The following is a 24,562-nucleotide window of genomic DNA, read 5'->3' on the forward strand; positions in this document are numbered from 1 at the left end:
CGGCTCGATCGGCCCCTGGCACTTCGTCTCTCTCTTTTTTTCAGCATTATCAACAAGGTACGTCGGAAGCAGTCCTCCGAGCCGAGCCTTGTCGGGCGCCTGCCTGACAGCCAAAAGGCAAGAGATTGTTCGTCTCACGGCAAAGACTGGCGGGTCGGCCGGGCTATGCTAAGCTCAGGGTTGGGAAGCTCTGATCGAGGTGGGTGCCGAAGCAGCGCCGCAGTCTGCGGCGCGTGAAGGGACACCATGAGCGCCGTCCGGTTCAGCGTCGAAACCGTGCCCCTCGACCGCCGCCGCGCCGCATGGCTGGAGCGGCTCGCACAACTGGGGCTGCAGGCCAGCGGAGCCAGCGGCACTATTGCGGTTTCGCCCTCCAGCTCCGGAGCTCTGCTCGCCGATCTCGCCGGTGAAGCGCAGGCGCTCGAGAGTGTTGCGCACGGGCCTGGGGCGCCAGTGCTCCTGCTGCTCGTCGGCAGAGGCAGGGCGCGGCTCACCGCCGGGCGAACCGCGCTCGAGCTGGCTGACGGAGACCTCGTCGCGCTCGAGATGAGCACAGCCTGGCAGATGCGCTGGCGTACCGATTTCCGTGCCGTCTTGCTGCGGCTGCAACGCGGGCCCCTCGCGGCGCGGCTGGGCCGCGTGCCGGTGCGGCTGCCGGTCGTGCTGGGCCGCACGGTGGCGGCCGCCGCGGCTCGGCCGCTGTTGCGGACGCTGGCCGCTGATATTGAGAATCTCGGCCAGGCCGATCTGGCCGCCGGCGAGATCGCGCTCACCGAACTGGTGGCAAGCGCCTTGCTCGGTGAGGCAAACGCCCCGGACGGCGGGCTGACCCAGGTGCAGGCGGCGCATTTCCGAAGAGTCTCGGCCGCGATCGACAGCCAGCTCACCAACGCCGATCTCGGGCTCACCGATATCGCCCGCCAGGAGGGGATGTCGGCGCGCTACCTGCAGCGGCTGTTCGAAGGGCGGGGCGAGAATTTCTCCGACCATGTACGGCAGTTGCGGCTGCAGCGCTGCAAGGTGGACCTGCTCGATCCGAACCACGCACGCGAAAGCGTTGCCGCCATCGGCCAGCGCTGGGGTTTTCGGGATCAGGCGCATTTCAGCCGCGCCTTCAGCACGGCTTTCCGCATGACCCCCACGGAGATGCGCCGCGCCGCCGTGCCGGTCGATGACGGCTACTCCCAGCGTGGCAGGCCGACGACGCACCAGCCTGTACCGCCCGCGAAAACTCCGCCGGCCGGGCCGCAGGAGGCAACGAGGCCCGCGCCTGAGCCGTGGCCCGGTGATCGGCATCACCTGCCGGCGACCGCCGACACGGTACACTGGGGCTATGTAAGTCGCACGCTGCCACCGGTGCTGCGGGTTGAGCCGGGAGCCACCGTCACGATCGAGACGCTCACCCAGCATTCCGGCGACGACTGGGATCGGATGGTGGCGGGGGATGCTGGCGCCGAAAGCGTCTTCGGCTGGACGAGTGAAGGCAAGAACATCGACCGGCGCGGAGCCGGACCGATGAACGCCTCGGTGTTCGGGCGCGGCGCGGGCGAAGGGTTCGGGGTGCATATCTGCACCGGCCCCATCTACGTGCGCGGGGCGGAGCCCGGCGATGTGATCGAGGTTGAAATCATCGACATCCGGCCCCGGCCCAGCGGCAATCCGCTGCACACCGGCAAGGCCTTCGCCTCGAACGCCTCGGCCTGGTGGGGGTACCAGTATGGTGATCTGCTCGACCGGGCGAAGCGCGAGACCGTCACCATCTTCGAGATCGATCTCGAGCGACCCCAAGAGGCTCGTCCGCTCTACAGCTACGTGTGGCAGCCGCAGGCCGATCCGTTCGGCGTCGTGCACAAGACCATGGATTACCCCGGCGTACCGGTCGATCACACTCTGGTCGAGCATCGCACCGTGCTCGAAGGTATCGCCATTCCGGCGCGCCTGCATTTCGGCTTCGTGGCGCTGGCGCCGCGGGAGTCCGAACTCGTCGATTCTATCCCGCCGAGCTATTTCGGCGGCAATATCGACAATTGGCGCGCCGGCAAGGGGTCCCGGATCTACCTGCCGGTATCGGTGGAGGGCGGCCTGCTCTCGATGGGCGACGGGCACTTCGCCCTGTCCGACGGCGAGATCAACGGCACTGGGCTTGAATGCTCGCTGACCGGTGACATCCGCATCCGCCTCCACAAGGCTGGAGCCGCCGACGCAGCGGCCTGTGTCACCGGGCTCAAGGCGCCGTTGATCGAGACCCCCGACAGTTGGGTGATCCAGAGTTTCAGCCACCTCAACTACCTGCGCGATCTCGGTCGCAATGCCCAGGCTGAGGTCTATCAGAAGTCGACCGTGGACCTGGCGCTGCGCAACGCCTTCCGGCAGACGCGCCGGTTCCTGATGGACGTCTACGGACTGAACGAAGACGAGGCGCTGACCATCATGTCGCTCGCCGTCGATTTCGGCGTGACCCAGGTTGCGGACGGCAACTTCGGCGTCCATGCCGTTATCGACAAGGCGATCTTCCGCGGTCGCAGCATGCGCTAGCCGAACCTAGAGAGTACGAAGCCGGCCTGCGTCAACCTGGCGCATACTGCGTCCGGCCAATGATGGGCGCGCCCGCGCCAATCAAACCAAATCCGAAAGCCGCCTCTTCCAAAGCCGACCCAACCGTGGTCTAAGCAACGCCATCCACAGGGGTGCTCCGTATTGCCGGGGCTGAGATGCGGCACGCTAAGTGCGCGGACCCTAAAGCTGATCTGGGTAATACCAGCGGAGCGAGGCGGGCGATGTTTTCCGGCGCACAGATTTCCCTTTATCCCATGGCCGACGATTTCGTCGGCGTCATCCTCTCGGCGCTTGGCGCGCTCGATCCCTATCGGGACCGGCTGCGCATCGAGACCGACGATATCTCGACCCTCCTGGTCGGGCCGCCGGAGGTGTTGTTTCCGGCCATGCGCGACCTCTTCGTCGCAGCGGCGCAGGCCGGCAAGCATGTCACCTTCTCGGCCGCCATTTCACGCGGCTGTCCTGGTGAGCCCGATGAGGCGATCTGCAACACCAACGCGCTCGCCGATCCGCTCGAACCGCTGGCCGTCCGCCAGGCGACCGCCCATGCGGCTGTCGCCTCGGCAGCCGCAACCGGCCAATCCATAGCCGCCCAGTTCTCGCTTTACGTGATGGGCACCGGCCAGCACATGGACGAGATCTATGGCTGCATCGACTTCCTGAAGAGCTCAGGTGTGTTCGATCGCTCCAAGCACTTCTGCTCGGTGCTGCGCGGCGATGCCGGTCCGGTGTTTGCGACGCTGGCCGAAGCCTTCTGCCGGTTCGGGCCGCCCGAAGGACACGTCACCATCGACCTGACCGTTTCCGCGAACAGCCCGACCGCCCGCTAAGGCACGTCTGCTTTTCCTTCAAGGTCCATGTCGATGCCCTTCATCCGCCCGGTCGCGGGACGCGCCGCAACAGCCTTCAGCCGCCTGTGGCCTGCTTTGCTCTCGGTCGGCGGCCTGTTCCTCCTCTGGGAGGCCTATGCCCAGCTTTCAGGGATTCCACCGACCACACTGCCCGCGCCCTCCCGGGTGCTGATGCAAGGCGCACTGCAGCATCGGGCGCTGTGGGACAACACACTCCCCACCCTCACCGCCACCCTCCTCGGCTTTGCCTGCTCGGTCTCGGCGGCCTTCGCCCTTTCGGTGCTGATCGACTTCTTCCGTCCGCTGCGCCGCGCCCTGCTGCCGGTCTTTGTCATCAGCCAGACCCTGCCGATGATCGCCATCGCGCCGCTGGTGGTGCTGTGGTTCGGCTTCGGCCTCGCGCCCAAGATAATGCTGGTGGCGCTGGTCACCTTCTTTCCAATGCTGATCGCGCTGGTGCAGGGCTATGCCGCCACCGCCGACGAGATCGAGCAACTGGTGGCCTCGATGGGTGCGCCACGCTGGCGCATCTTCCTCATCGCCCGCCTGCCCTCGGCCCTGCCCTTCTTCTTCGCCGGCCTCAGGATCTCCATCACCTACGCCGTGGTCGGCGCGATCTTCTCCGAGTATGCCGGCGCGGCCAAAGGGCTTGGCATCTATATCCTCAACGCCAAGAACAACTTCCGCCCCGACCTCGTGCTTGCCGCCGTCACGGTCAGCGCCACCCTGACGCTGCTCCTGTTCGGAGCGACCGTACTGATCCAGCGCCTGTCGATGCCCTGGCTGCGCCTCTCCGGGAGCGAAAGCCCATGAGCGTCGCGCGCCTCGAACTGCGCGGCATCGCCAAAGCCTTCGGCGATCTCCAGGTGTTGGGCGAGCTGTCCATCGCCGTTGGCAAAGGCGAGTTCGTTTCCGTTCTCGGCCCATCCGGTTCGGGTAAATCCACCATCTTCAAGCTGTTGACCGGGGCCTTGCGCCCCGACACCGGCGCCATGCTGTTCGATGGCGCCCCGCTTCAGCCAGACCACCGCCCTTTCGCCTTCATGCCGCAGCGCGACGCCTTGATGGATTGGCGGCGGATCATCGACAACACGACATTGGGCCTCGAGGTGCAGGGCATCGGGCGCACCGCGGCGCGCCGGCGCGTGGCGCCACTGTTCGCCGAGTTCGGCCTTTCCGGCTTCGAGCACCACTATCCTGCCCAGCTCTCCGGCGGCATGCGTCAGCGCGCGGCGCTGCTCCGTACCGTGGTGCAGGACAAGGACATGCTGCTGCTCGACGAGCCGTTCGGCGCGCTCGATGCTCTCACCCGCGCCGATATGCAACGCTGGCTCGAAACCATGTGGAGCCGCCACGGCTGGACCACCCTCCTCGTTACCCATGACGTGCGCGAAGCGGTGCTGCTGTCCGACCGCATCTATGTGCTGTCGGCCCGCCCTGGCCGCGTCATCGCTGAAGTTGCCGTGCCCCTGCCGCGCCCCCGCCGTACCGGCGCGGCGGTCGCCGCCATCGAGGCCGGCATCCTCGATCTGCTCCTCTCCGCCCCAACCCAAAGGACTTGAACGATGAACCTCCGCCACCTGGCGCTCGCCGCCGCCTGCCTCATTGGCCTCGCCGCCAGCCCGGTCGCCGCGCAGCAGCACGTCACCATGGCCCTCGATTGGACCCCCAATACCAACCACATCGGGCTCTATGTGGCGCGTGAGCTCGGCTACTATGCCGAGGCCGGGCTCGACGTCGAAATCCTGCCTTACACCGACACCTCCGCCGGCGCGCTGGTGGCCAACCATGTCGCCGATTTCGGCATTGTCGGTTCCATCGGCTTCATGACCCAGCGCGCCGGCGGCGCCGACCTCAAGGGCGTCTACGCCGTCACCCAGACCGAGACCGGCCGGCTGGTGTTCAACGCCGAACGCGCGGACATCCAGCGCCCGCGGGACCTCGATGGCCTGACCTATGGCGGCTTCGGCAGCGCCTGGGAGAATGCCCTGATCACCTCGATGATCCGTGCGGATGGCGGCGAGGGCACGTTCGAAACCGTGACGCTGGGGACCTCTGCTTACGAGGCGCTGGCCAATGGCGCAGTGGATTTCACCCTCGAAGTCTACACCTGGGAGGGGGTCAAGGCCGAACTCGACGGCAAGGCCCAGCGCGCCTTCCGCTATGCCGATTTCGGCGTCCCCGACCAGCACACCACCCTGATCGGCTCCAGCGAGGCGTATCTCGATGCAAATCCGGAGACCGCCACGGCTTTCATCAGCGCCACCGAGCGCGGCTACGCTTACGCGGTCGAGCATCCGGACGAAGCCGCCGACATCCTCATTGCCGCCAATAGCGACGTCCTGACCGATCGGGCGCTGATCCGCGCCTCGCTGCAGGCCTTGATCGACGGGCACTATCTGCAGAGCGCCGATGGCGTGATTGGCGCCATCGCGCCCGCCAAAATGGAAGCCATCGGCCAGTACCTCTTCACCGCCGGCATCCTGCGCGACGGCAACGGGGTGGTGCTGGCAGACAAGCCTGACTTCTCGACTTACTTCAGCAACCAGTACCTGCCGGCCGAATAGCTCATAACTGCGGCGCTCAATCTCCGGGTTGAGCGCCGCACCGGCTTACTCATCCCGTCATCCAGGTTCGGAGCTGTGGACGCGTGTTACCGCCTCTCTCGGCGGGCTCTGCCGACCGAAATCACCCGTCCTTCGCCAGACCACCTTCGCGCCGGTTTTCATTGGTTGGCGCCGCTGAAATCGGCAACGAGACCGCGGGCGCCCGGCACGATCATCACCCCGTCGCTGTCGCAATCGAAGAACTTCGCCATCGCCCCGAGGCCCCGCGCCGTTCCGTTGGCCTGTTCGGCGGCGGCATCCACTATGGCCACAACACAGCCCGGCGCCTCCCGCAGCCCCACCTTGCTGACCACCAGCGCTGCGGCGCTGCGGCCATCGACGTCGATCAGGAAGCGAAGCACCGCTGCCTGGACACCGTCCTCGTCCTCCAGCCATTCCACCGTCTTGCCGACACTGTTGAAGGCCGAGAAGGTCTCGAACGCCTCGTTGCGCACGCCGAAATCGACATCCATCCGCGCATCGCCTTCCGAGACGAAGACGTCGAACCCGCCATGCCCCGGGCAGCGGAGGTCCGCGCCACCCGCTTCCTCGTAGACCTTCAGCACCTCGCAGGCATCGAGGTCGAGCGGCGTGTAGCTGCTCTGTGCCGACGCCGATCCAGCAGCGAGGGCGACGACGGCTATCAGGACGCTGACGAATGCTGTGCGCATGGCGACTCTCCTCTGCTGATCCGGCAAGTGTCAGCTGCCGGTGCGGAAAATGTAAGGCCCCGGCAGGAGGCTTAGCGCTGCGCCTAATCCTCCTCGACGAACACTTCCTTGCGCTTCCGCCGGGTCGCCGGCAGCAGCGCGACGATCACCGCGGCCAGCGCCATGGCCAGCAGCACCGCCGAGATCGGTCGCTCGACGAACACCAGCGGGTCGCCCTTCGAGATGATCATGGCGCGGCGCAGGTTCTCTTCCAGCGGCGGGCCGAGCACGAAGCCGAGAAGCAGCGGCGCAGGCTTGCACCCGACGCAGGCGCCGCGCCGCCCCCTCAACGAAAAGATGGCGCGGCTGGGCGTCAGGCGGTGAGGCGACCGCGCAGGTAAGCCGGCACTTCGTCAGTTGGCGACGAAATCCGCCGTCTCGCCGCTCCCCAATCGCTCTAATGCGGCCGGTTACAATGGGCCACGAAAGCCGAGATCGCTTTCGCGCCTCGAAGGCTGCCCGCCATATCGGTTTCATGCCCGCCGGCGGTCATGCGAAGCCAACCATTGGCGGCAAAGGCCTTGATGAACAAGGAATCGCCGGCGATGCCGTTCGATGTGAAGGACGGCATTTCATCTTGATCGGTCTTGCCGGCGAGTTGCAGCGTCTGATTGCCCGAAACCAGCGTGATCTCGGTCAGGTCGCCGGGGACGCCGGCGATCCCCGCGAAGATGCGCCCACCGCCCTCCTCGCAGGAGAAGTTCAGCGGCTGATCGTCGGTATCCGCTACCTCATAGGCCAGAATGGCCGGACGCGTCCGATCCTCTTCGTCGATCCGGATCGCCCAGTCATAGCCGTCCGTCGGCTTCGGCACCGGGCTTTGCGCCATTGCACCGACCTGCGATGCAAGCAAAAACAAACCGCAGACCAGCACGAAGTATTTGCGCATAATGACCTTTTCGGCAATCTTGGCGGACGACGCGTTCACGGGCAACCCCTGCGTTTGCCTGCAGCATCTTGCAGTTCAGCCCAACTCTCCAGCTTCTCCCGGAGTACCATGCGTACCATCAGCATTCTTTCCGTTCTCCTCTCGCTAGGCCTGATGACGACCGTGCCGGCCGCCGCCGCCCCGAACGAGGTCGCGCCCGATCTCGGCGCCTATGTCGGCAAGTATGTCTTCGACAAAGTCGAGGGCGTGAGCTTTCTCGAGCATCCCCTGGTGCGCGCCGCGATCGAGGCTGCCGCACCAGCGGGCCCGGTGCGCGACCAGGTGTATGTCACCGATGCGGTCACCACGCCTGTCATCAAGGTGGGGCAGCGGCTTTATGTCCGCAGTTACGACCCGGCCAGCGGTGGCGACGTCAACTGGGGCATCCTGATCGCCCTCGATGGCAGCAAGGCTGCACTCTGCTATTCGGAGGGTGTCGAGCCGGATGTGCGTGGCGCCGACTGGTATGCCGAAGGCGAGAAGGCCTTCACCCTCTTTCTCATGTGCCCGTCCGAAGCCGGAGAGATCGAGCAAACCCTCGGTGATTGGCCGATCGGCCCCATCCCGGGCTGACCGCCACAGGCGTCGTCGTCGCAGCCCGGCGTCTGTGTCCGACGCATGCGACGCACCGCGGCGGCTCATTGATAGCTCCACTCGATGACGGCCAGATCCGATTGGCCGCCGGGCAGCTCCCAGCGCGCGTAATCGCCATAGGTGACGACCTGCACCTTCCTGCCGGACGGCTCGTGGACGAAGTACATGCTGCAATAGCCGTCGCCCGAACAGGATTCGAGCTCGGGCAGCTGCCGGCAGATATTGGTGTCGTCTTTCGGGCCGCCAGGACGGCCGTAGACATTGGCATCGCATTGCGGGTCGACGAGTGGTGTCCACGTCGCGCCGAGTATGGCGGTGCGGAACTGCAGGTAGTTCATCTGCTCGTCGACGATGCCGTCGAGCTGTCCCGTTTCGACCGCCTGGGCGGCGACCGCGCTTGTCACGGCAAGCCCGAACAGGACGACGTATTGGAACGGACGAAAACGCTTCATTGCATGCTTCTCCTTGGCGGCGTCAGCCGCGTGACCCCTTCGCCAGGGCCCATTCCCGCACCATGTCGCTCGCCCGGCCCAGCCACGTCCGGGCAGCGTCGGGCTGACGAAAATTGCAGCCGAAATCGAAACGCAGCGAGCTTGTCCGATCGCCGCGTTGCCAGCTCAGCGCTCCCGTCCCCTGGTCCGTTACCGCTCCCTCACAGGGCAGTTCGCGCAGCGCCTCGAGCGGCTGCAGTATCGCGCGGATGCGCGCAAAACCTTCTGGTCCGGCGTTGAACTGGCCTTCCGCCTCGATCCGGACAGTCGTGCGGTAAGACCCCCGCCCCGAACGATCGATCGACCATTCGGTACGACCGCCGCTCCAACCATTGCCGGTGCCGACATACGAGATCCGCTCAGGCGTAACCGCAGGCGAGGAGTCTCGAGACGTCTCTTGAAAACCGTTCGTGCCGGCCAACGTCACTGCGAGCAAGAATGCGAGAGACCGACTCATTGACCCGCGCCTAGCGCGTCGTCTTGCCTGTATCGAAATCGTGCACGAACAGCCCCGCCTTGCGGCTGTCGAACAGCGCCTGCAGATCGCAGGTCGCGCTCTGCTGCTTCTTGCAGTTCGTCTGCGCCGCTTGCTTGGCGCGCCGGGCCGACGTCTCGGTGGTCGCGCTGTCGTTGTTGCCGCCCAGGCGATACGCCTGGATGAAGCCATTGCCGGTCAGCGCGTTGGTTTCGCACCGCCGCGACGTGTCGGCGCTGCACGCCTCGATCGCCGCGGCGCTCGCGGCATCGGCGCTGCGGTAGCCGCTCGCGACGTAGAGTTTGGCGTTGTAGCCGTCGTCGGCACCACCGGCGACCCATGCGGACGCGGCGAAATACTTGCGAGCCTTGGCGCCAGGGAAACGCTGGTTGGTGCTGGCGCGGATCGTCGCAAAGACCTCGCACGGCAACAGCTGCTTGGCCGAGCATTCGGCCATCACCTGATCACGATCGGCGCCGCCCTCACCAAGCCAGCCCCTGTAGAAATATCCCTCCTTATCGCGGATGATCGCGATCGATGAATTCGACCAGGTGCCGGCCGACGTACAGCCGCCGCCCATCACCCTGTTGCACGCATCGAGCGCGCCTTGCTCGCCGATATTGTTCGCGCCGCTGTAATTGCCGTCGACCCAGACATCGGCGGCGTCGACATGCCAGGCGATCGCCGCAAAGCTGCCATCGCTGGGCGCCTCGGGTTGCTCCGGGGCTGCGCCGCTGTCATCGCGAGCACATATCGGCGTCGGGGCGACACCGGGGCCATTGGGAGCCATCCCCACCAGCCGCTCCCCCGGCCCGGGGCCGTTGCAGGGATAATGCTGCGCCTGCGCCGACGCCGGCGACAGGCACCAGACAATTGCGATCAGCAGCATTTGCCCAACCCAGCGCAGATCGCCGAAACGCTTCATCATGTTCATCCTGTGGTGTTGAGATAACAGGCGATCATCGGATCACCCGTCCCGAAAGAAGATTTCGGCGACCGGCTGCGATCCCGCCCTCAGTGGCGCGAGAAATCTGCGAACGGCTTCTAATCGCCACGAGCGGCACTCGACTCGACGCGGCAATATGCAAATAAGTCATGCGATGAGTGCCGATGGCCAAAGCGCCTTGACCGAAGACGCAGATGCGCGGATCGAGCTGCGCCGGATGACCCGACAGCTCGGGGTGGTCTACTGGGCCTCGGTCTTCCTGATCGCCAGCCTGCTCTGGCACTTTGTCGGTGTCGACGCATGGGTATCGGCGCCGGGAAAGCTGGTCTGGATCACCGCCAGCATCGTCATCACCTTCGCCATTTCGGCGCTGCTGCTGCGCTGGCGCAATTTGTCCTTCCTGCACAAGGCCATCCTGTGCTTCGTGCTCACGCTGCTCTGCTCACCGTTCTCCGCGAGCATCGATTTCCTCATCGCCTCCTGGTACTTGTGGCCGCAGAAGCCGGCTTTCACGCCGCGCGATTTCGTCTACAGCCTGATCGAAAACAGCTCGTTCCTGTTTGGCTGGGCGTGCCTCTATGTGGCGATGCTCTACAGTCACGAAGTGCGCCAGCAGGAGCAGCGGCTTGCGGCAATCCGGGAAGAGGCGCTCAAAGCGCAGATGCGGGCGCTGCGCTATCAGATCAATCCGCATTTCCTGTTCAATACCTTCAACTCCATTGCGGCATTGATCGAAGAAGGCATGCCGAACGAAGCCAAGCGGATGGTCGTCGTCCTGTCGGAATTTCTGCGGACGACGTTGACCCTCGATCCATTGAGCGATGTTCGCCTGGATCGGGAACTGGCGCTGCAGCAGGACTATCTGGCGATCGAACGCGAACGCTTTTCCGATCGGCTGAATTTCGCAGTGGATGTGCCCATCGAATTGAACGGCGCGCTCGTACCCAGCCTGATCCTGCAACCTCTGGTCGAGAACGCCATCAAGCACGGCGTGGGGCAGGCGAGCGCGCCGATGTTGATTCGCATCGAAGCCGCGGCGGTGAATGAAGACCTCAGGTTGGTGGTCACCAACGATGTGGCACCCGATCGCGCAACGACGGAACCTCCCTCGACGGGGATCGGGCTGGCCAATGTCAGCGAACGGCTTGCCGCCCGGTTCGGCGCCCGAGGGCGATGCACTGCAGGCTATGACGGTCAGGGGAAGTGGGAGGCGGTCGTCGAGCTGCCGCTACGTTACGAATGAGTGGATTTTCGGTGCTGATTATCGACGACGAGCCACTCGCACGCGGCCGGATCCGGCGTGCCCTGGCGGCAATGCCGGACGTCTATGTCGCGGGCGAAGCGGCCAATCTCGCCGAGGCCGGCATGCTGATCGAGCGATTGCGCCCCGATGTCATCACGCTCGATATTCAGCTGCCGGGCGGCACCGGCTTCGACCTGCTGGAGCGGCTTGGTCCGGCGGCGCCGGCAACGATATTCGTGACCGCCTTCGACCATCAGGCCCAGCGTGCCTTCGACGCGCATGCCATCGATTATGTAACCAAGCCGCTCGAACCGGCGCGTTTGCAGCTGGCGGTCGCGCGGGCCTGCGCCCGGCTGCGGGCCAGCTCAAACGAGGAGCGGGTCGGCGAGCTTCAGGAAGTGATCAGGGCCCTGCGGCACGCACTGCAGCAGACCGAAGGTGCCGGGCCGGATTTCTGGGTGCGCTCGCGCGGCGATTATCGGCGCCTTGCCTTGCACAACGTCACGCACATCGTTGCCGAGCGCGACTATGTCCGCATCTTCAGCGACGGGGAAAGCCACCTGCATCAAGAGAGCCTGACATCGCTGGAACGGCGGCTGCCGCCGAGGATCTTCGTGCGCGTGCATCGCGGTGCGATCATCCGCAGGGATGCCATCGTTCGCCTGCGGACCGCGCAGTTCTCGCGGTTGATCGTGGAACTGGTCGGCGGCAGCGAAATCCGTGTCGGGCGAACCTACGCGGCCAAGATGCGCGCTGAACTGGCGCGCGGCATAATGCCGGATACGCGCTGAAGCAAAGGAGGCGTAGCGCCAGACGTCGGTCGCCGATGGCTGGTACTAGGGGGCCTCCATGATTTCGGGCACCAGCGAACGGGCCGCCTGGCGCAGTTGCTCGGTCCAGCCCTCGTCGATCCAGCGATAGGGGCGGCGGAGCCGCGTGCCGACCGGGGCCCAGTTCCCGACGGCAGCCAGCAGCTTGTCGAGCGCGGCGTTGGAGTAGCCATGGTCGCGGCGGAACGGGACGATGTGATCCTCCATGAAGCTGCAGAGGCGGCGTTCGATATCGCGGGCCGCCTCCGGGTCGGTGAGCATCAGCTCCGTCCAGCGCTGAGCGCCCGAGGGGCTCAGGCAGGCGACGTTGGAGAAGGCGCCGGCGGCGACACCTTCGCGCACGCCGGTCGCGAGGTGGTGGCCGGGCACGTAAAGGGCCCAGTCGGCGAGGTGCTGCCGAGCCTCGGCGTACCAGTCTGCGTCGCCGTCACCAAGCTTGACGCCGACCACTTGCGGGACCTGCTCGAGGATGGCGGCCAGTTCCGCTGGCCCCAGCACGCGCTTGGCGTGTGGCGGGTTGTAGAGGATGAGCGGGATGGCGCCGGCCGCCTCGGCAGCCATCACGAGAAAGTCGACGGCCTCGGCGTTCGACAGCGGCCACCAGTCGGGCAGGATCACCTGGATGCCATCCGGCGCCAGCGCCGCAGCCCGCCGCACCCGGTCAAGCGCCAGGCGCGGGTCGGGCTGGCATGCGCCGATGACGAAGGGCATGCCGGCGGCCCTGCAGCTTTGCGCCAGCAGCTGCTGGATGGCATCGAACTCCGCTTCCGTCTGGTTGTGGAACTCGCCCGCCGTGCCGTTGGAGTAGATCCCGTCGACCTCGGCGGCGATCAAGACGTCGATCTCTGTGCTGAGGCGCACGAAATCGATGCTGTCGTCGCTGTCGATCGGCAGCAGCAAGGTCGCCCAGTTGCCGCGAATTTTGCCCCAAGGCGCGTCACGCCGTTCCAGCTTGTTCATCGTCGCCACTCATAGGACATCCAATATGTCTTGATGGATATCCTACAAGTTGATATCAAGCAATCAACGAAGACGGGATTGACCAGCCACCATGATCGAAACGAAGTCGCTGCAGCCGCTGACCAAGCCACAAACGCTGCACGCCTCGGTGCAGGAGAGCCTCAAGGCCTATATCGACGAGAACCGGCTGCGCGGTGGCGACCCGCTTCCCCCCGAGAGCTTCCTCGCCCAGCAGCTGGCGGTCAGCCGCAACTCGGTGCGCGAGGCGATCAAGGCGCTGGAATCGGTCGGCATCCTCGAGACGCGGCGCGGTATCGGGGTGTTTGTCAGGGCCTTCTCGTTCGACCCGCTGCTCGAGCACCTCGCCTATGGCTTACGAGGCTCGCTGCGCGAAGTCGGCGAACTCGTCGAGATCCGACGCGTGCTCGAAGTGGCGCTGATCGAGAAGACGGTCGAGATGATCGGCGAGGACGACCTCGCCGAGCTGCGGGCGGTGACCGATCGGATGCGCGTTCGGGCCGAGCACCACGAAAGCTTCGCCGACGAAGACAAGGCTTTCCATCTGCTGTTGTTCCGCTGCCAGGGCAACCAGATGCTGAGCAAGCTGATCGATGTGTTCTGGCTGGCCTTCTACAAGGCCTCGGACTTCGTCAACCTCGACAATCCCAACCCGCTCGCCACCTGGAAGGACCACCACGACATCGTCGAGGCGGTGGCAGCCCGGGACGTCGAGGCGGCGCGGGCGCGGCTCGATCACCACTATCACGGCATTCTGGGGGTCATCGCCAAGAACGGCGAGACCGCTCGTTAGAATAGGGACAACTGGGAGGACGACCATGAGACTGAGGACTTTGAGGTCAGCACTCGTGCTGACGACGACACTGCTCGCCCCTATGCTGGCGCTGCCAGCCCTGGCAGAGACCGGCAAGACCATCAGCGGCGGCTTCGACGTCGGCCCGGGTGGTTTTCCGGGCAACTTCAATCCACTCGCCGCGACCGCCGGCCTCACCTGGCTCAGCGTCTATTATGAGCCGCTGGTCATCTACAACGCCGACCTGACGGCGATCGTCGGCGACCTGGCGGAGAGCTTCGAGATCAGCGCCGATCAGAAGACCTACAGCTTCAAGCTGACCAGCGAGAGCTGGCACGACGGCGAGGCCTTCACCTCGACTGATGTGAAATTCACGTTGGAGGCAGCCAAGAACGGTGACACCGGCAGTGTGTTCGCGGCGCGTCTCGGCGCCATCGAAAGCATCGCGACGCCTGATGACCGCACCGTGGTGCTGACGCTGAGCGCCCCCAATGCCGGGCTGCTCGATACGCTCACCAAGATCATGATGCTGCCCGAGCATGCGCTGGGCAAAGTCCCGCCGGCCGATCTCGCCAAGAGCACCTGGTGGTCGACGACGCCGGTCGGCACCGGGGCCTTCAAGTTCGAAAAATACGTGACCGACCAGTATGTCGAGGTCGTCGCCGACGAGGACTACCGTGGCGGCAGGCCGGCCGTGGACAAGCTGATCAACCGCTATTTCGAGAACTCGGCGGCCGCCGTCGCGGCGCTGCGCGCCGGGGAAATCCAGTTCACTTACGTCGAGGCAGATGACGTCGCGACCTTCAACGGCAATGACCAGTTCAAGGTGATCGAGGGTCCGAGCTTCGTCGTCAACTATGTCGGCTTCAACCAGGAGGTGCCGTTCTGGAAGGATCTCAAGGTTCGCCAGGCGGTGATGTACGCGATCGACCGCAAGGCAATCATCGAGAGCCTCTACAACGGTGCGGCAACCGAAGCGAATTGCGGCTATGTCGCCGAACAGTTCGTGCCTGCCGGCATCGAGCCCTATGCCTACGACCCGGAGAAGGCCAAGGCACTGCTGGCCGAAGCGGGCTGGGCCGAGATCAATGGCGACAAGCCGATCACCATCCTGACCTACTACAACAACCCGCTGTCGACGAACGTCCTCGCGGCGATCCAGGCCATGCTGGCGCAGGTCGGGATCAACATCGTGCCGCGCGCCGTGGACTCGCCGACCTACAACGCCACGGTGCTCGCCGCCGAACCAAACTTTGCCGACTTCCCGCTGATCTACGCCGGCCTGCAGGATGGGCCGGAGCCGTCCAACATCAATGTCGGCCTGAACGAGACCATGATCCCGCCGGCCGGCACCAATGCGCTGCGCATACGCATGCCCGAGGTCAGTGCGGCCTTCGACGCGGCGCTCGGCGAGACCGATGCCACCAAGCGCGACGCCCGCTACCAGGCGGTCTGCCAGGCGATGAACGCCAACCTGCCCTGGGCCACCATGTGGGTCGCCAACCGCTATGGCGTCTCCTCAACCAGCCTCGAGCACTTCGTCTGGACCCCGGCCCCGGGCGGCGGTCCGTTCGATGCCGATCCCGAGAAGTGGGATCTGGGCAACGCTCAATAGCCGCGCACTCCCGACCTGACAGGAGGGCGGGTTCGCCTGCCCTCCACCCCGCAATCCGCGTGAACTTGCCCATGCTCACCTTCACCCTGCGCCGCCTTGCGCTCGGCCTCCTGATGCTCATCGCGCTGAGCGTGCTGGTGTTCGTGCTGCTGCGCCTGGCGCCCGGCGATCCGATCGATGCCTATATCGATCCCAACGTCTCGGTGTCGCAGGCCGAAATGGCGGCGATCCGGGCCCGCCTCGGCCTCGACCAGCCGCTGCCGGTCCAGTACCTGGCATGGCTGGGAGCAGCAGCCACCGGCGATCTCGGCTACTCGATCCAGCGCAGCGGCGTCCGCGTGCTGGCACTGGTGTTCGAGCGCATCGGCCCGACGCTGCTGCTGATGGCCACCGGTTTAGTGCTCTCGATTGTTTTCGGCATCGCGACCGGCATCATCGGTGCGGTGCGCCGCAATTCGACAACCGATGTCGGGCTTTCTGTCGCCGCCTTCGTCGGCATCTCCAGCCCGGCATTTCTCACCGCGCTGCTCGGGCTCTATGTCTTCTCGGTGCAGTTCCGCGTCGCGCCGTCGGGCGGCATGCTCACCCCCGGCGTACCGTTCTCCCTCGGCGATCTCCTCGCTCACCTGATCCTGCCAGCCGTCCTGCTGTCGATCGGCCAGGCTGCGCTGATCATGCGCTACATGCGCGCCTCGATGCTGGAAGTGCTGAACCAGGATTACGTGCGCACGGCCCGCGCCAAAGGCGTCCGCGAGTTCTTCGTCATTGTGAAACACGCGCTGCGCAATGCGCTGCTGCCGGTGATCACGCTGATCGGCTCGACCATCGGCATGGCCATTGGCGGCGCTATCTTCATCGAGAGCGTCTTCAACTGGCCCGGCATGGGCCTGCTGATGGTCAATGCCGTCGAGACCCGCGACTATCCGGTGATCATGGGCGCGACATTGGTGATCGGCGCCTGTGTCATCCTGGTCAACCTCGTCACCGACATCACCTACGCCGCGGTCGATCCGCGCATCCAGGTGGCGTGAGATGGTTGCCATCGCTCTCCCCCGCAGCAATGGCCCGCTGGCCCGATCGCTGTCGCGTTTCGTCGGCAACGGCGCGGCAGTCGCCGGGCTGATGATCCTGTTGCCCGTACTCATCGCTGTGCTGACCTATGACCTCTGGTGGCCTCACGCCCCCAACGACATCGACCTGCGCGCCCTCAACAAGGGGCCGAGCGCGGCGCATTGGTTCGGCACCGACGGCGTCGGCCGCGATGTGCTGGCAAGGCTGCTGCAGGGCGGGCGGATTTCCTTGCTTGTCGCCGGCGTCTCGGTTGCCATTTCGCTGGTCATCGGCTTCCTCGTCGGCGCGCTCGCCGCGTTTGGGGGTCGCATCACCGATGGTTCGACCATGCGGCTGGTCGATCTGGCGATGACGCTGCCGCCCGTGATCCTGCTCCTGGTGCTCGCTTCGATCGCCGGTACCGGCATCGTGCCCACCATCTTCGTCATCTCGCTGCTGTCCTGGCCGGTGCTCTCACGCATGGTGCGGGCACGGCTGCTGGAGCTGCGCGAGCGTGATTTCGTCGTCGCCGCGCGCGGCATGGGAGCCAACCTCTGGCACCTGCTGTTCAGGCATGGCCTGCCCAATTGCATCGACATCCTCGTCGTCTACGCCACGCTGCAGATTGCCAATGCCATCCTGCTCGAGGCTGGCCTGTCCTTCCTCGGCCTCGGCATCCCGCCGCCCGAAGCCAGCTGGGGGAACATGCTCAACGCCGCCCGCTCGACGGTCGTGCTTGAGCAGTATGTCTGGCAGTGGATGTTCCCCGGCGCCGCCCTGGTGCTTGCGGTACTGGCCATCAACTTCATCGGCGATGGCCTGCGCGACGCGTTCGACCCCCGTTCCGACCTCAACTGATCCTCTTCGAGAAAGCCCACAAATGCCTAAGTTCACCGGCGTCGTTCCCCCCGTCGTCACTCCGCTGACCGAGACTTTCGAGGTCGACTATCCCTCCTTCACCCGGGTGATCGAGAACCTCATCGATGGCGGCGTGCACGGTCTCTTCGTTCTGGGATCGACCAGCGAAGTGGTGTTCCACGCTGCCGCCGAGCGCACGAAAATCATCGAACATGCGGTCAAGGTGAACAACGGCCGCCTGCCGATCTTCGTCGGCGTCATCGACCCGACCACCGACCGGGTGATCGAGCATGCGCGGATCGCCAAGTCGGCGGGTGCCGACGCGCTGGTGGTGACGGCGCCGTTCTACGCCCGCACCAACCAGGCCGAGACCATCGACCATTTCCGCTACATCCGCGACGCAGTCGACCTGCCGCTGGTCGCCTACGACATCCCGGTCTGCGTGCATCTGAAGCTCGAGCGCAGCACCACGGTGACGCTGGCTCGCGAGGGTACCATTGCCGGGGTCAAGGACTCGAGCGCCGATGACGGCAACCTTCGCTATGTCATGCTGGACATGGCGGACCGACCGGATTTCTTCGCCATGACCGGCTCGGAGATCGTCGTCGACAATGTGCTGGGCATGGGCGCGCATGGCGTCGTCCCCGGCCTCGCCAATGTCGACCCGCACGGCTACGTCAAACTCTGGAACCTGTTCCAGGCGGGCGACCACGAGGCGGCGCGCCGGGAGCAGGAGCGGCTTTGCCGGTTGTTCGAGATCGTCTGGATCGCGCAGCCGCGGACCAGCGCCGGCTCGGCCGGGGTCGGTGCCTTCAAAACCGCCATGCGGCAGCTCGGCATCATCTCGACCAACGTCATGGCGCGGCCGCAGCGCATGCTCAATTCCGACGAGACGGCGAAGATCGACGCCATCCTCAAGTCGACCGGCCTGCTTTGACCGCGATGCCCGAGCCGATCCTCGACATTTCCGGCCTCACCACGGTCTACCGCATTTCCGGTAAGGACGTCGCGGTGGTGCAGGATCTCGACCTGGCCATCGCCGCGGGCGAGACGGTGGCGCTGGTCGGGGAATCCGGCTCGGGCAAGTCGGTCACCAGCCTCTCCGTTCTCCGCCTCCTGCCCCGCATCGGGCGGGTGGCGAAGGGTAGCGTCGGCTTCCGCGGTAAATCCGGAGTGGTCCGCGACCTCGCGCAGCTCGACGCTGACGCGCTGCGCCAGGTGCGCGGCAACGATGTCGGGATGATCTTTCAGGAGCCGATGACCAGCCTCAATCCGGTCTACACCGTCGGCGAGCAGATCGCCGAACCCATCCGGATCCACCTGGGCAAATCGCATAAGGACGCGGCAGCGGCGGCGGTGCAACTCCTCGCCGATGTCGGCATCCCCGATCCGGCGCGGCGGGCCAAGCAATATCCGCACGAACTTTCGGGCGGCATGCGGCAGCGCGCCACTATTGCCATGGCGCTCGCCTGCGATCCGGCGCTGCTGATCGCCGACGAGCCGACGACGGCACTCGATGTCACCATCCAGGCGCAGATGCTCGACCTGCTGCAGCAACTGCAGGCGCAGCGGGGCATGGGCATCCTCTTCGTCACCCATAATCTGGGCGTTGTCGCCGAGATCGCCGACCGCGTCGCGGTGATGTATGCGGGGCGCGTGGTGGAAACCGGCCGCGTCGCCGATGTGTTCGCGCACCCCCGGCATCCCTACACCATCGGGTTGATGCGCTCGGTCCCGAGGCTCGGCGAGGCCACCCGGCTCAAGCAGGCGGGCACCCCGCTTCCCACCATTCCCGGCACCGTGCCGAGCCTCGCCCGGCTGCCGCAGGGCTGCTCGTTTGCCCCGCGTTGCAGCTACGCCATCGAGGCGTGCCGCGCCGCAGTGCCGCCCCTTCTCGATACCGGCAACGACCAGGCAAGCCGCTGCATTCGCTGGCAGGAGCTGTAAGCACCATGGATGCCCCCCTGCTCTCGGTCCGTGGCCTGACCAAGCACTTCAAGCCCTCGGCCTTTTCCCGCGGCCCGGTCGTGCGGGCGCTCGAGGACGTGTCGTTCGACGTGCCGCGCGGCAGCGTGGTGGGCCTGGTCGGCGAGTCGGGCAGCGGCAAGACGACGATCGGTCGCTCGATCCTGCGGCTGGTGGAGCCAACCTCGGGCGAGGTCCGCTTCAACGGCACCGATCTGACAAAACTCTCGACCGCCGAGCTGCGCAAGCAACGCCGCTTCATGCAGTATATTTTCCAGGACCCGTTCGCGAGCCTGTCGCCCCGCATGACCATCGGGCAGATCCTCACCGAAGGGCTGGAAATCCAGGGCGGGCTTAGCCGCGAGGAACGGAGTACGCGCGCGCGCCAGGCGCTGGCTGCCGTCGAGCTCCCTGCCGACGCCTTCAACCGCTATGCCCATGAATTCTCCGGCGGCCAGCGCCAGCGCATCGGCATCGCCCGGGCCCTGGCGCTCGATCCGCAACTGATCGTGGCCGACGAGCCGGTCTCGGCACTCGACGTCTCGATCCAGGCGCAGATCGTCAACCTGCTGCGCGATCTGCAGCAGCGGCTTGGCCTCACCATGCTGTTCATCTCGCACGACCTGGCCGTGGTCGAGTACATCTGCGACACGGTCATCGTGCTCTATCTCGGCCGGATCATGGAGATCGCCCCGAGCGCTGAGCTCTACGCCCGTCCGCGCCACCCCTACACGCGGGCGCTGCTCTCGGCGATCCCGTCGCCGGTGCCGGGCGACAGGCGGCAGCGACAACTGCTCACCGGCGACATCCCCAGCCCTGCCAACCCACCTTCCGGCTGCGTGTTCCGAACGCGCTGTCCATATGCCATCGACGCATGCGCAGCGGCGGTGCCGCCGCTCGAGACGGTCGGCCCGGGCCATCTGAAGGCCTGTATTCGCGACGATCTCTAGGCCTGCATGCAGAAGCTCTCGTGGTGGCCCGGTTAGGCACGTACCAAGCTCGGCCAGTTTCGGGGCATCGCGGTGGAGAGCAGCTCGCCCGATCGCTCGTCCCGCGCTGTGCGATCGCCGCACGGAACGAGAGGAATGGCGGAGAGGGAGGGATTTGAACCCCCGATGGAGTTGCCCCCATGCCGCATTTCGAGTGCGGTGCAATCGACCACTCTGCCACCTCTCCGCGAGGTCGAACACGCGTTACCGCGGCTGGTCGAGACGGGCGGGCTTATGGCATAGCATGATCGAGGCTGCAACACTCTTTGGCTCGCTCGCTGCATGACTCTTCCGCTCTTCGTCTATGGCACGCTGTGCGACCCCGAACTGCGCTCGGCGGTGCTCGGCCGCATGCTGCCACCCGAAGCGGTGCATGCGGCCCGCGCCCCGGGCTTTCGCACCGTGCACTATCCCGGCCGCGTCTATCCGGCGCTGTTGCGTACGCCGGGCGGAACGGCGGACGGGTTGCTGCTGTTGGGACTGACGCCATTCGAGCGCGACCTGCTCGACGCCTTCGAGGGCGATGAGTACCGTCGCGCCCCGATCGCGGCGATGCTCGAGGAGGAGCTGCACGAGGCCGATGCCTACCTGCCGGCGATCGCCATCGCTGCCGATGCGCCGGCATGGACGCTGCAGCGCTGGCAGGCCGAGCACAAGCCGCGCGTCCTCGCGACCGAAGCCGCCACTGCCGATGAACTGCGCCAACGCCTGATCGCCATCCGCCCGCACTAGAAATCAACGCCCCCGGAATGACCATGCCGAACCGTCGTGCCACCATGCTGGGGCTTGCCGCCCTGCCGCTCGCCGCCGCCATTCGCCCGGTACTCGCCGCAACGCCCGATGTCCTCGTGACCTCGGCGGGGGACGTGGCCATCTACCCGATCCGCCATGCGAGCCTCGTGCTGAGCTTCGGCGCCGAGACGCTCTACATCGATCCGGCCAACGGTCCGGCGCTCTATGAGGGCCTGCCGCCGCCGACCGGCATCCTCATCACCCATGGCCATGGCGACCATTTCGATATTGCAACGCTCAACGCCATCGCCGGCGACACTGCCCCGATCCTTACCTCCGAAGAGGTGCTGGCCCGCCTGCCCGGCCCGCTGAAGCCGCGCGCCACTGCCCTGCCGAACGGCGCCACCGGCGAAATCGCCGGACTGCCGATCGAGGTCGTCGCCGCCTACAACACCACCGAGAACCGTAAGCGCTACCACCCCGAGGGCGTCGGCAACGGTTATGTCATCGGCTTCGGCGACAAGCGCGTCTATGTCGCCGGCGATACCGAGGACACGCCGGAAATGCGGGCCTTGACCGGTATCGACGTCGCGTTCCTGCCGATGAACCTGCCCTATACCATGAGCCTCGAGCAGGTCGCTGCGGCGGTCGCCGCCTTCCGGCCCGGCATCGTCTATCCCTATCACTACCAGGGTGGTGATCCGGCCAAGCTCGCCGAACTGGTCGGCGATGCCGCAGAAGTTCGGCTTGCCGCCTGGTACTGAGCCCTAAAGGACCCGGCCTGCGCGGCCTTGACTCCGGTTGGATTCTTGACGATAAGGCCGCTCGAATTGCGTGCGGCGTTTGCTGCGCGCATTTTTGATTTGTTCAACCGCTGTCCGAGGCCGCCGCCGATATCGCTATCGGCAGCCTATCTCGAAGCCCGCAGGATCAGGCATCGCCTGCGGCGCCACAGGGCGCGATAACGAAGAGGTCCGGGAGTTCCCCGGGACGACAATGACGTTTGCAGTGATCAAGACCGGCGGCAAGCAGTACAAGGTTGCCGCCAATGACGTGGTGAAGATCGAGAAGATCGACGCTCAGCCGGGCGACGTGGTCACCTTTGACCAGGTCCTGATGGTTGGCGACGGCGACGCGGTCACCGTTGGCGCGCCGCTCGTGGAAGGCGCCCTGGTTGCAGGCCAGTTCATCGCCACCGAAAAAGAGCGCACCATCATCATCCTGAAGAAGGAGCGCCGCCAGCACTACGATCGCCGCAACGGCCATCGTCAGCGTCTGTCGACCGTGCGCATCACCGAGATCCTGACCGGCGGCGCAAAGCCGACCACCAAGGTCGACGAGATTGCCAAGGCCCGCGCCGAAAAGCGCGCTGCCGCCGCGGCGGCTTCGGCCAGCGTGACCGAGGCCCCCAAGGCCGCCGCCAAGCCGGCCGCCGCAAAGAAGGCCCCGGCCAAGAAAGCGACGACCAAGGCAGCTCCGGCTGCTGAGGCGACCGAGACCAAGGCTCCGGCCAAGAAGGCTGCTGCTCCCAAAAAGGAAGCTGCGCCCAAGGCCGAAAAGCCCGCTGCAGACAAGAAGCCGGCGGCCAAGAAGGCCGCTCCCAAGGCTGACAAGGAATAAGGAGTCTAACCGATGGCACATAAGAAGGCAGGCGGTTCCTCCCGCAATGGTCGCGATACGGCTGGCCGACGTCTTGGCGTCAAGAAGTTCGGCGGCGAAGCTGTGATCGGCGGCAACATCATCATCCGTCAACGCGGCACCAAGTGGCACCCGGGCACCGGCGTCGGTATGGGCATCGACCATACCATTTACGCCCTTATTCCCGGCACCGTGGCGTTCAAAACCCGCGCCAACGCCAAAGTCTACGTGTCGGTACTCCCGGCAGCAGAAGCAGCAGAATAACCCGGTGAGGCCTAGCAACCCCTGCCGGAGACCAGCTCCCCGGCAAGGCGACTAGGCAGTCGACCGCGCGACAAGATCCAAGGGGAGCCGGAATCCGGTTCCCCTTTTGTCTTTTTCGTCGTGAGGGCGGCTGAAAATGAGACTGTATCTGAGCTCCTATCGGATCGGCGACCGCGCCGGTTCGCTCATCGCGCTCCTCGGCAATGGCCGGCACGCCGCCATCATCGAGAACGCGCTCGACAACATCTCCCCTGCGGCGCGCGAGCTCTATCGCAACGAGGCCTATGACCCGGTCTCGGAGCTGGGCTCGCTCGGCATCGTCGCCACGCCGCTCGACCTGCGCCAGTATTTCGGCGATCCCGAAGGTTTGCGCGCCCGGCTCAGCCAGTTCGATCTGGTCTGGGTCACCGGCGGCAATGCATTTGTGCTGCGCCGCGCCATGAAGCAGTCGGGATTCGATGACGTGATTGTCGACATGCTCGACAATGACGAGATCGTCTATGGCGGTTTCTCGGCCGGCGCCGTGGTGGCGGCGCCGAGCCTCGAAGGCATTCACCTGATCGATGACCCCGACGAGGCGCCCAAGGGCTATGACCGCGAGACCATCTGGGACGGCCTCGGGCTGATCGACCACGCCATCGTGCCGCATTACCGCTCGCCGCATCCCGAAACCGCTGCGGCCGAACGGGCCGTCCGGCACCTTTGCAGTCGAGGCCTGCGCTATCGGGCGCTGCGCGACGGGGAGGTGATCGTTTGGACCGAGAACCGGATGGCGTCGGTGGATCTGACGCGGAGGATCGCGTGATGACAACGCTCGAGGATGACGACGACTATGTGCCCCGGCGGCGGACCCAGCTGATGGGCCCCGCCGCCCAGGCCAGGGCATTGGCCGAGGCCACCGCGAAACTGGCAGCCCGCCGCCAGCGCGATGCGCTCCCGCATCGCATCGAAACCCCGCGCCTGGTGCTGCGCGCCCCGATCCGCGGCGATGTGCCCGATCTGGTCAAGCTCGCCGACAACAAGGCGATCGCCGACAGGCTGTCGCGCCTGCCGCATCCCTATACAAGGGCCGACGGCATCGGCTTCATCGAGATCATCGCCCAGCGGCCCGACGAACGGCCTTATGCCATTACGCTCAATGACCAGTTCATCGGCGTGGTCGGCTTCACCTTCCATGAGGGCCAGCTGCCCGAGCTCGGTTATTGGCTCGGCGAGCCCTACTGGGGCCGCGGCATCATGAGCGAGGCGGTGAAGGGCCTGGTCGAGGCCGCCTTCGGCACGCGCCTGTTCCCACGCCTCAGGGCGCGGGCGCTTGCCAGCAACGACGGCTCGCTCAATGTTCTGACCAAAGCCGGCTTCGCCCGTATCGGCGAAGGCACCGACCCCGCCGGCACGCTGAAGGACCAGCCGATCGTGTTCTTCGAACTCGAACAGCCCAAGTGGAGCTGAC

At 65.7% G+C, this 24,562-nt stretch carries 27 protein-coding genes, 1 tRNA gene, 1 pseudogene and 1 riboswitch; of the genes and pseudogenes, 21 read left to right on the forward strand and 8 right to left on the reverse strand.

Features of this window, described 5'->3' with window-relative positions:
* Positions 1–246: 246 nt before the first annotated feature.
* The 5 genes from ASC89_RS26730 to ASC89_RS26750 all read left to right on the forward strand — a co-directional run bounded on the left by ASC89_RS26730 (position 247) and on the right by ASC89_RS26750 (position 5,974).
* Positions 247–2,535: an acetamidase/formamidase family protein gene (locus tag ASC89_RS26730; RefSeq protein WP_056003790.1), complete on the forward strand. Its 2,289-nt coding sequence runs from the start codon at positions 247–249 to the stop codon at positions 2,533–2,535.
* Positions 2,536–2,673: 138 nt separating this feature from the next.
* Positions 2,674–2,787: riboswitch (TPP riboswitch) on the forward strand.
* Complete coding sequence (locus ASC89_RS26735) at positions 2,778–3,386, forward strand: YkoF family thiamine/hydroxymethylpyrimidine-binding protein (protein ID WP_056003793.1); 609 nt, start codon at positions 2,778–2,780, stop codon at positions 3,384–3,386. Its footprint overlaps the riboswitch before it by 10 nt.
* Before the next feature lie 27 nt (positions 3,387–3,413).
* The gene (locus tag ASC89_RS26740; protein WP_056003796.1) at positions 3,414–4,220 is read left to right on the forward strand and encodes an ABC transporter permease; all 807 of its coding nucleotides are present in this window, start codon (positions 3,414–3,416) and stop codon (positions 4,218–4,220) included.
* Positions 4,217–4,969: an ABC transporter ATP-binding protein gene (locus tag ASC89_RS26745; RefSeq protein ID WP_082533625.1), complete on the forward strand. Its 753-nt coding sequence runs from the start codon at positions 4,217–4,219 to the stop codon at positions 4,967–4,969. The genes ASC89_RS26740 and ASC89_RS26745 overlap by 4 nt, the downstream gene beginning before the upstream one ends.
* Before the next feature lie 3 nt (positions 4,970–4,972).
* The gene (locus ASC89_RS26750; RefSeq protein WP_056003799.1) at positions 4,973–5,974 is read left to right on the forward strand and encodes an ABC transporter substrate-binding protein; all 1,002 of its coding nucleotides are present in this window, start codon (positions 4,973–4,975) and stop codon (positions 5,972–5,974) included.
* Between the two features lie 158 nt (positions 5,975–6,132).
* Here ASC89_RS26750 and ASC89_RS26755 read toward each other — a convergent pair whose 3' ends face one another.
* The 3 genes and pseudogenes from ASC89_RS26755 to ASC89_RS26765 all read right to left on the reverse strand — a co-directional run bounded on the left by ASC89_RS26755 (position 6,133) and on the right by ASC89_RS26765 (position 7,651).
* Positions 6,133–6,684, reverse strand: a complete 552-nt coding sequence (locus ASC89_RS26755) for a hypothetical protein (protein WP_056003802.1) — start codon at positions 6,682–6,684, stop codon at positions 6,133–6,135.
* Positions 6,685–6,767: 83 nt separating this feature from the next.
* Positions 6,768–7,025 (reverse strand): annotated as a pseudogene (locus ASC89_RS26760) (tripartite tricarboxylate transporter permease); the annotation flags it as partial.
* Positions 7,026–7,120: 95 nt separating this feature from the next.
* Entirely contained in the window at positions 7,121–7,651 is a 531-nt protein-coding gene (locus ASC89_RS26765) for a hypothetical protein (protein ID WP_055875724.1), read from the reverse strand.
* Between the two features lie 69 nt (positions 7,652–7,720).
* Here ASC89_RS26765 and ASC89_RS26770 point away from each other — a divergent pair, with 69 nt between their 5' ends.
* Entirely contained in the window at positions 7,721–8,224 is a 504-nt protein-coding gene (locus tag ASC89_RS26770) for a hypothetical protein (protein WP_056003807.1), read from the forward strand.
* 65 nt (positions 8,225–8,289) lie between these two features.
* Here the strand turns inward: ASC89_RS26770 and ASC89_RS26775 are convergent, their stop codons facing one another.
* From ASC89_RS26775 to ASC89_RS26785, 3 genes are read right to left on the reverse strand one after another with little or no spacing between them, the layout of a single operon-like run.
* Positions 8,290–8,697: a hypothetical protein gene (locus tag ASC89_RS26775; protein ID WP_055875719.1), complete on the reverse strand. Its 408-nt coding sequence runs from the start codon at positions 8,695–8,697 to the stop codon at positions 8,290–8,292.
* A 22-nt stretch (positions 8,698–8,719) separates the two neighbouring features.
* On the reverse strand, positions 8,720–9,157 hold the full coding sequence (locus ASC89_RS26780; RefSeq protein ID WP_156384789.1) for a hypothetical protein: 438 nt from the start codon (positions 9,155–9,157) through the stop codon (positions 8,720–8,722).
* 46 nt (positions 9,158–9,203) lie between these two features.
* On the reverse strand, positions 9,204–10,136 hold the full coding sequence (locus tag ASC89_RS26785; RefSeq protein WP_162248001.1) for a DUF4189 domain-containing protein: 933 nt from the start codon (positions 10,134–10,136) through the stop codon (positions 9,204–9,206).
* A gap of 175 nt (positions 10,137–10,311) precedes the next feature.
* On the opposite strand from ASC89_RS26785, the gene ASC89_RS26790 reads away from it, so the two are divergent.
* Together ASC89_RS26790 and ASC89_RS26795 are read left to right on the forward strand one after the other, a co-directional pair.
* Positions 10,312–11,400 carry a sensor histidine kinase gene (locus tag ASC89_RS26790; protein WP_056003816.1) on the forward strand — a complete coding sequence of 363 codons (1,089 nt, stop codon included), beginning with the start codon at positions 10,312–10,314 and terminating at the stop codon, positions 11,398–11,400.
* A gap of 11 nt (positions 11,401–11,411) precedes the next feature.
* Entirely contained in the window at positions 11,412–12,191 is a 780-nt protein-coding gene (locus ASC89_RS26795) for a LytTR family DNA-binding domain-containing protein (protein ID WP_244488565.1), read from the forward strand.
* A 45-nt stretch (positions 12,192–12,236) separates the two neighbouring features.
* On the opposite strand, the gene ASC89_RS26800 is transcribed toward ASC89_RS26795, so the two are convergent.
* Positions 12,237–13,190, reverse strand: coding sequence for a dihydrodipicolinate synthase family protein (locus tag ASC89_RS26800; RefSeq protein WP_056003822.1), 954 nt, complete (start codon positions 13,188–13,190; stop codon positions 12,237–12,239).
* A 91-nt stretch (positions 13,191–13,281) separates the two neighbouring features.
* Here ASC89_RS26800 and ASC89_RS26805 point away from each other — a divergent pair, with 91 nt between their 5' ends.
* From ASC89_RS26805 to ASC89_RS26835, 7 genes are all read left to right on the forward strand, one after another.
* Positions 13,282–14,001, forward strand: coding sequence for a FadR/GntR family transcriptional regulator (locus ASC89_RS26805; protein ID WP_055875700.1), 720 nt, complete (start codon positions 13,282–13,284; stop codon positions 13,999–14,001).
* Positions 14,002–14,026: 25 nt separating this feature from the next.
* Positions 14,027–15,616, forward strand: a complete 1,590-nt coding sequence (locus ASC89_RS26810; protein WP_056003826.1) for an ABC transporter substrate-binding protein — start codon at positions 14,027–14,029, stop codon at positions 15,614–15,616.
* A 71-nt stretch (positions 15,617–15,687) separates the two neighbouring features.
* On the forward strand, positions 15,688–16,647 hold the full coding sequence (locus ASC89_RS26815; protein ID WP_056003829.1) for an ABC transporter permease: 960 nt from the start codon (positions 15,688–15,690) through the stop codon (positions 16,645–16,647).
* Between the two features lies 1 nt (position 16,648).
* Complete coding sequence (locus ASC89_RS26820; RefSeq protein WP_056003832.1) at positions 16,649–17,524, forward strand: ABC transporter permease; 876 nt, start codon at positions 16,649–16,651, stop codon at positions 17,522–17,524.
* Between the two features lie 22 nt (positions 17,525–17,546).
* Positions 17,547–18,461 carry a dihydrodipicolinate synthase family protein gene (locus ASC89_RS26825; RefSeq protein WP_056003835.1) on the forward strand — a complete coding sequence of 305 codons (915 nt, stop codon included), beginning with the start codon at positions 17,547–17,549 and terminating at the stop codon, positions 18,459–18,461.
* Between the two features lie 5 nt (positions 18,462–18,466).
* Positions 18,467–19,471, forward strand: coding sequence for an ABC transporter ATP-binding protein (locus tag ASC89_RS26830; RefSeq protein ID WP_056003937.1), 1,005 nt, complete (start codon positions 18,467–18,469; stop codon positions 19,469–19,471).
* A 5-nt stretch (positions 19,472–19,476) separates the two neighbouring features.
* Positions 19,477–20,439, forward strand: a complete 963-nt coding sequence (locus ASC89_RS26835) for an ABC transporter ATP-binding protein (protein WP_056003838.1) — start codon at positions 19,477–19,479, stop codon at positions 20,437–20,439.
* 136 nt (positions 20,440–20,575) lie between these two features.
* Here ASC89_RS26835 and ASC89_RS26840 read toward each other — a convergent pair.
* Positions 20,576–20,665, reverse strand: a tRNA-Ser gene (locus ASC89_RS26840).
* Between the two features lie 95 nt (positions 20,666–20,760).
* On the opposite strand from ASC89_RS26840, the gene ASC89_RS26845 reads away from it, so the two are divergent.
* The 6 genes from ASC89_RS26845 to ASC89_RS26870 all read left to right on the forward strand — a co-directional run bounded on the left by ASC89_RS26845 (position 20,761) and on the right by ASC89_RS26870 (position 24,561).
* Complete coding sequence (locus ASC89_RS26845; protein WP_056003841.1) at positions 20,761–21,210, forward strand: gamma-glutamylcyclotransferase family protein; 450 nt, start codon at positions 20,761–20,763, stop codon at positions 21,208–21,210.
* A gap of 23 nt (positions 21,211–21,233) precedes the next feature.
* On the forward strand, positions 21,234–21,974 hold the full coding sequence (locus tag ASC89_RS26850; protein ID WP_162248002.1) for an MBL fold metallo-hydrolase: 741 nt from the start codon (positions 21,234–21,236) through the stop codon (positions 21,972–21,974).
* A gap of 232 nt (positions 21,975–22,206) precedes the next feature.
* Positions 22,207–22,830: a 50S ribosomal protein L21 gene (gene rplU, locus ASC89_RS26855; RefSeq protein WP_056003847.1), complete on the forward strand. Its 624-nt coding sequence runs from the start codon at positions 22,207–22,209 to the stop codon at positions 22,828–22,830.
* A gap of 12 nt (positions 22,831–22,842) precedes the next feature.
* Entirely contained in the window at positions 22,843–23,112 is a 270-nt protein-coding gene (gene rpmA / locus ASC89_RS26860) for a 50S ribosomal protein L27 (RefSeq protein WP_055875668.1), read from the forward strand.
* A gap of 136 nt (positions 23,113–23,248) precedes the next feature.
* Entirely contained in the window at positions 23,249–23,917 is a 669-nt protein-coding gene (locus tag ASC89_RS26865) for a Type 1 glutamine amidotransferase-like domain-containing protein (protein WP_056003850.1), read from the forward strand.
* Entirely contained in the window at positions 23,917–24,561 is a 645-nt protein-coding gene (locus ASC89_RS26870; protein ID WP_056003853.1) for a GNAT family N-acetyltransferase, read from the forward strand. Before ASC89_RS26865 ends, ASC89_RS26870 begins: the two co-directional genes overlap by 1 nt.
* The last annotated feature ends 1 nt before the right edge of the window (position 24,562 follow it).

It is taken from the genome of Devosia sp. Root413D1 (assembly GCF_001425235.1).
Taxonomy (GTDB): Bacteria; Pseudomonadota; Alphaproteobacteria; order Rhizobiales; family Devosiaceae; genus Devosia_A.